Here is a 5339-nt window from a genome sequence, read left to right as displayed (position 1 = left end):
CAAAACCAACGACAACAACCAAAGCTTTTTGCTAAGGCTATTTCTTGCTCGGTATTAGGCTTAAGTCTGAATTTGTACGCTTTGTACATAAAAGTTATCAAGAAACTAAAACTATGATAACATAGTTTTTGAGGAATTGTCTATATACAAAGTCAGGAGAAGTACCTCGCTTTTAGCGATGGACTTTTGCTGACATTCAGTTAAAATACTCTTTGGTTCTAACATAGGGATAAGCAATGACTACCAGAATCAAGGAAATCTTTCACACAGGACAACCCGATCAATCCTTCACCGTGCAGGGTTGGGTGAGAACAAAACGAGAATTAAAAGAATTTACTTTCCTGGAAGTTGATGATGGCTCATCCCTAGCCAACTTACAAGTTATCCTCGAACCGACTTTACCCGATTATGAAAATGTACTAAAGTTAATTAGTACAGGAGCGGCGATCGCTGTTTCGGGAAATTTGGTTCCTTCCCCGGGTAAAGGGCAAAATATCGAGTTAAAAGCGGCCGAAATCACCCTTTATGGTGACTGTCCCCCAGATTATCCCCTACAAAAGAAACGTCATTCCTTTGAATTTCTGAGAACTATTGCCCATCTGCGAGCAAGAACCAACACCCTAGGAGCAGTAATGCGGGTTAGAAACGCTTGCGCTACCGCTATCCACACTTTTTTCCAAGAAAAAGGCTTTATTTGGGTACATACTCCTATTATTACCGCTAACGACTGCGAAGGTGCGGGAGAATTATTTACTGTCACCAGTTTAGACTTAAAAAAACCCGCCAATTTTGCCGAGGATTTCTTTGGTAAACGGGCCTATTTAACCGTGAGTGGACAATTACAAGCGGAAGTAATGGCTATGGCCCTATCTAATGTTTACACTTTTGGCCCGACTTTTCGCGCCGAAAATTCTAATACTTCCCGTCATCTGGCCGAGTTTTGGATGGTGGAACCGGAAATGGCTTTTTGTGACTTGGAAGGAGATCAAGATTTAGCGGAGGCATTTCTCAAATATATCTTTAAATTCGTCTTAGAAAATTGTCCCGAAGATTTGCAGTTTTTTAACGAACGTATCGATAAAACGGTGTTAAGTACGGCCGAGAATATCGTTAATAGTGAGTTTGGCCGGATTACCTACAGCGAAGCGATCGAGTTATTAGAAAAAGCCGATCGTCAGTTCGAGTTTCCGGTAGAATGGGGCGTAGATCTACAGTCAGAACACGAACGTTATCTAGCGGAGGAACTATTCAAAAAACCCGTGATTGTCACCAATTATCCCAAGACAATCAAAGCTTTTTATATGCGTCTAGATGACAATAATAAAACTGTTTCCGCTATGGATATTTTAGCACCCAAGATCGGCGAAATTATCGGCGGTTCCCAACGGGAAGAACGATTAGATATACTGAGACAAAGAATGCAGGAACAGGGAATGAATCCCGATGATTTGTGGTGGTATTTAGATCTGCGTCGCTACGGTTCCGTTCCCCACGCCGGTTTTGGTTTAGGGTTCGAGCGTCTGGTACAATTCATGACGGGAATGACCAATATTCGCGATGTGATTCCTTTCCCTCGTACCCCTTTAAGTGCCGACTTTTAGAATGATGTCTAGGATCGACAGGAGAAAGGTTGTAATCCTCAAGCTTAGAGTGGGTGAATTTTGCTAAGTTTAGCCTGATTGATAATGATAGCGAGCTTGTAAAAAATAAACCTTATTTCCTGTGACTTTATAAACTAAACGATGCTCTAAGTCGATCCGTCGTGACCAAGTGTCGGCAGCAATATACTTAAGAGGTTCGGGTTTACCCAATCCTGTAAACGGATCGCCATCCAAAATATCTGCCACTAAGTCTAAAATTTTATCGCCTTTTTTCGGTTCGTTCCGATACCACCAGGCTAAATCTGCTTTGAAATCAGGACTAAAAACGGGCAAATAACCATGAATAGAATTGTTTTTAGGTTTATCTGGCTTATTTTCTCTTTTAGGACTCAATTCCTAACTCCTCTTTCAATTCAGCTAATGTTTGAGGAGTTGCATCTTCCGTCTCTGTCCATGCTAAAGAGCGAAATAAGCGTTTGGCATTTTCTGGCGATCGCAATAAATAAACACACTCTAATAAACTGGAAAGCTCATCTTCAGCAATTAACGCCACATTTTTCTGATTGCGACGCTTAATGACGATAATTTGAGATTCCTCACACACCTGATCTAAGAGACTCGCTAAATTCATTCTCGCCTGAGAGTAGGTGGTTTCTTTGCTTAACATGATTTTTAGGGGATACTTGTACAACCTTATTGTACAATTCCAAGCTCTTGAACTCCCCAAAAACCCCAAAATCTCGATCGCTGGTTAGGGAGAGAAATGTAAAGATTTATTAAATTGTATCTTTTAATACAGTTGTGGGGGGGGAATGTGTATTGTTTTGCTAGCCGCCATTGGTGTTGGGTTGGGCTATTGCTTGACCTGACTGCGAGAGAGGGCGATCGCACTGTATTTAAGTTAACTCATTTTGCTGAAAATTATGACGGGAATCTTGACGCATTTGTTCAATAACTTCGGGATATTTTTCTAGATCTTCTAAGGAGTTTAAAGGTGGATAAACTACTCGATCTTTTCTTTCATTTACCTTATCTACATAAGCATAAAAAGCCTCGTCATCTTCACGATGAGATAATACATAACTTTTTAATTCTTGAGAGGTCATAGTTTTAAAATTAGGTTTTTGATTCATTTTATCCATTGTCCATTAGGTTTAATTTCAATCTCAATACCTTCACCAATTAACATGAAAATATTTTTAGTACGCTCATCCAATCTTATTAAGTTAATTGGTAAATAAAACCTTGTTGCCCAACAAGATAGGGTATAACATTGTAAGAGTTGTGCAAGTGTCGGAATATTTTTCCCTCCCAAAACTGAACGAATGACACTAATTATAACAAAATAGAGAATCTGCTTCAACAACTTCGAGACAGAGATGAACGCAAAGGCGAATCCGACATACCGCGCCACAATAACTCAAGGAAGAGGATAGTTCGTCTGAGAAGGAGTAAAACAACGGAAAACACCTGAGACTCCCTGCTCTGTCAACCCCTAAGCTAGGGAGAGAAATGTAAAGATTTATAAAATTGTATCTTTTGATACAGTTGTGGGGGGGGAATGTGTATTGTTGTTTTTGGTTTCCTTTATGGTTGGGTTGGGCTGTTGCTTAACCTGGCTGCGAGGGGGCAAACACTTATGTGCTGCGTAGCGAATGGTGATGAAAAAAAGATTTTTCAGATGGCTACCAATTTTAGCCTTAACTACAGCTTTATCTTCTAACTTCTATCAGAATCACGATGATATTGCTCAAGCTCGTAATTTAAGACGTGTAAGCAATGGTTTTGCTTTCGAGATTCAGAATTGTAATAAAGACAATAATTCTGTAGTTTGTACTTTTATGGTTGCAAACTTAGGGGAAGTCAGAGATCTTTATTTTTCTCCCACAGACTCTATCATCATTGATTCTACTGGCAAGCAATTGAAGGGATCGGAGGGTACTATTGGAGCAATAGGTCCAGGTAGTGCACTACTATTTAGAGATATGCCTTCTAGAGTCCCCATTAACGGAAAAATTCTCTTTAAAGGAAATTTGCCCGGAAGAATCGTTTATCTGCGATTAGTAGGTTCTGGTTTCTCAGTTGAATGGAGGTAATATATTACCTCGGTTAACTGTTAACTGTTCACTGAATAAAGACTCGTAGGTTGGGTTGACGCAAGGAAACCCAACAACTTCCTGGAATATTTTCACAATTTTTGTTGGGTTTCGCCTTTTGAGCCGATGGGTAATACCTGAGCAATAATGATAGCTCAACCCAACCTACGGCTCTAAAGTATCATCAAAGAGAACTAAAATAATTTGGTGACTTCTCTGTGAACATTTCTCTTTCTATTTCTTGCTGGATTTCTCGTTGGTATTCTTCTCTTAGTCTCATAAGACTTTCTGTATGTTCTATACGCTGTTCAGCCACTTGTTTAAACTGAGGAAATATTGTGGCAAGTTTTTTAATTTCCTGCCGTAGATCGTCTCTTTTTGACGATAACGGATCCCATTCCCAAGAAACAAGTTCAGAAACATACTTATCAAATACATCTTTAAACTCAGGCAAAGTAGCAACAAACTCCTTTAACCTGTCCATTGTATCATAACTAAAACCGAGACTTTCAGGTGTTGCGGAAATCCACTGACTAATAGCAACCCTAAAATCTGGGTATTTCTCTAGTAGTATCCTAACATCGGCAGCAGATAAACCTCCGTCAACCATCTGTAACCATTGCTGACGAACAGAATTCCGTTGGACAGGATCAGTAATGTGGTCAAAACAGTTATCGAAGTATGACATATTTTTTCTCCGAATCACTCATAGTTTTAGTGTAACCGTTCAGGGGCGGTTGTCAAGTAGCCAGTGGTATTGATTCTGTGGGAGGACTCTCCTGGGGTAGTATAAATGTAGAGGGAGAAACATTACCTCTCAAGGCGCGAATCGCCGAGTATCATCAATTCCCAGATTAGATTACAAGGTAGCAAATCCTAGCTTGAAAAATTCGCTAAAATATATATATAGCGGTTCTCACACCTGTGTGGCACAGTTAAACCTTTGCTGATTAAGCTTTTCAACATCGATAATGTACCGCTTGCGAACAGGAAACGCTATAATTAACTTAATCAGATTATTTATAAAGTCTGTTTAACAGCTAAAGCTAATAAAGTTGATTTTGAAGCCGATGACCAAAGAGCTACTCATAGAAATCAATCGAGAAGGAAACATCGAACTTCCTCCTGAAGTTCAAACCCGCCTCAACCCAGGAGATAAATACATGATTTCCCTGACGGAAGACTCCATCATTCTCAAAAAAGTTCATCAAGATAAAGTCAATCTAGAGCAATTCTTTGAGCGACTAGAAGCAATGGAACCAGACCCCAATCAACCGACTCTGGCTGAGATTAGCCAGATGATTGAAGAAGCTCGCCAAATTAGACGGGCCAACTCATGAAAGCTGTTGTAGATGTCAATGTTTGGATTTCAGGATTGTTGTGGGGAGGAGTTCCGGGTAAAATTCTTAAATTAGCTAAAAATCAAAGAATTACAATCTTTGCCTCCCAAAAGATCTTAGCTGATATAAAAGATACATTAGAACGACCCAAACTCCAATCTCGAAAACAATATCGACTTCGCTAAATGACGATTCTTGACCATGCCTTTGATATTTAGGGTCTGCTGAAAAAGTTTTTCGGTGGTGGTAGGAGTCAGGAGTCAGGAGTCAGGAGTCAGGAGTTTCAGGCTTTGTTGCCCTTG

General features: G+C 39.9%; 10 protein-coding genes. 4 read left to right on the top strand and 6 right to left on the bottom strand.

Going from position 1 to position 5339, the window contains the following annotated elements:
- The coding region (locus BGL89_RS14110; RefSeq protein ID WP_286826235.1) for a helix-turn-helix domain-containing protein at window positions 1–89 on the bottom strand (89 nt) is incomplete at its 3' end.
- A 147-nt stretch (window positions 90–236) separates the two neighbouring features.
- Here BGL89_RS14110 and asnS point away from each other — a divergent pair.
- Window positions 237–1601, top strand: coding sequence for an asparagine--tRNA ligase (asnS, locus tag BGL89_RS14105; protein WP_286826234.1), 1365 nt, complete (start codon window positions 237–239; stop codon window positions 1599–1601).
- Between the two features lie 69 nt (window positions 1602–1670).
- Here asnS and BGL89_RS14100 read toward each other — a convergent pair whose 3' ends face one another.
- The 4 genes from BGL89_RS14100 to BGL89_RS21485 form a co-directional block, all read right to left on the bottom strand.
- On the bottom strand, window positions 1671–1994 hold the full coding sequence (locus tag BGL89_RS14100) for a Txe/YoeB family addiction module toxin (RefSeq protein ID WP_002779901.1): 324 nt from the start codon (window positions 1992–1994) through the stop codon (window positions 1671–1673).
- The gene (locus tag BGL89_RS14095) at window positions 1984–2268 is read right to left on the bottom strand and encodes a type II toxin-antitoxin system Phd/YefM family antitoxin (protein ID WP_286826233.1); all 285 of its coding nucleotides are present in this window, start codon (window positions 2266–2268) and stop codon (window positions 1984–1986) included. The genes BGL89_RS14100 and BGL89_RS14095 overlap by 11 nt, the downstream gene beginning before the upstream one ends.
- Before the next feature lie 229 nt (window positions 2269–2497).
- Window positions 2498–2734 carry a DUF6887 family protein gene (locus tag BGL89_RS14090; RefSeq protein WP_223212995.1) on the bottom strand — a complete coding sequence of 79 codons (237 nt, stop codon included), beginning with the start codon at window positions 2732–2734 and terminating at the stop codon, window positions 2498–2500.
- Window positions 2731–3015: a DUF6888 family protein gene (locus BGL89_RS21485; RefSeq protein ID WP_150975460.1), complete on the bottom strand. Its 285-nt coding sequence runs from the start codon at window positions 3013–3015 to the stop codon at window positions 2731–2733. The genes BGL89_RS14090 and BGL89_RS21485 overlap by 4 nt, the downstream gene beginning before the upstream one ends.
- A gap of 241 nt (window positions 3016–3256) precedes the next feature.
- Here BGL89_RS21485 and BGL89_RS14085 point away from each other — a divergent pair, with 241 nt between their 5' ends.
- The gene (locus tag BGL89_RS14085) at window positions 3257–3697 is read left to right on the top strand and encodes a hypothetical protein (RefSeq protein WP_286826231.1); all 441 of its coding nucleotides are present in this window, start codon (window positions 3257–3259) and stop codon (window positions 3695–3697) included.
- A 184-nt stretch (window positions 3698–3881) separates the two neighbouring features.
- On the opposite strand, the gene BGL89_RS14080 is transcribed toward BGL89_RS14085, so the two are convergent.
- Window positions 3882–4385: a hypothetical protein gene (locus BGL89_RS14080; protein WP_233271048.1), complete on the bottom strand. Its 504-nt coding sequence runs from the start codon at window positions 4383–4385 to the stop codon at window positions 3882–3884.
- Window positions 4386–4767: 382 nt separating this feature from the next.
- On the opposite strand from BGL89_RS14080, the gene BGL89_RS14075 reads away from it, so the two are divergent.
- Window positions 4768–5037 carry a hypothetical protein gene (locus BGL89_RS14075; protein WP_286826229.1) on the top strand — a complete coding sequence of 90 codons (270 nt, stop codon included), beginning with the start codon at window positions 4768–4770 and terminating at the stop codon, window positions 5035–5037.
- Window positions 5034–5222 (top strand): putative toxin-antitoxin system toxin component, PIN family, encoded by a 189-nt coding sequence (locus BGL89_RS14070; protein ID WP_286826228.1) that lies wholly within the window; start codon window positions 5034–5036, stop codon window positions 5220–5222. Before BGL89_RS14075 ends, BGL89_RS14070 begins: the two co-directional genes overlap by 4 nt.
- The last annotated feature ends 117 nt before the right edge of the window (window positions 5223–5339 follow it).

This window comes from Microcystis sp. LSC13-02 (genome assembly GCA_002282935.1).
GTDB lineage: Bacteria > Cyanobacteriota > Cyanobacteriia > Cyanobacteriales > Microcystaceae > Microcystis.
This window is presented reverse-complemented; position numbering and strand designations above follow the sequence as displayed.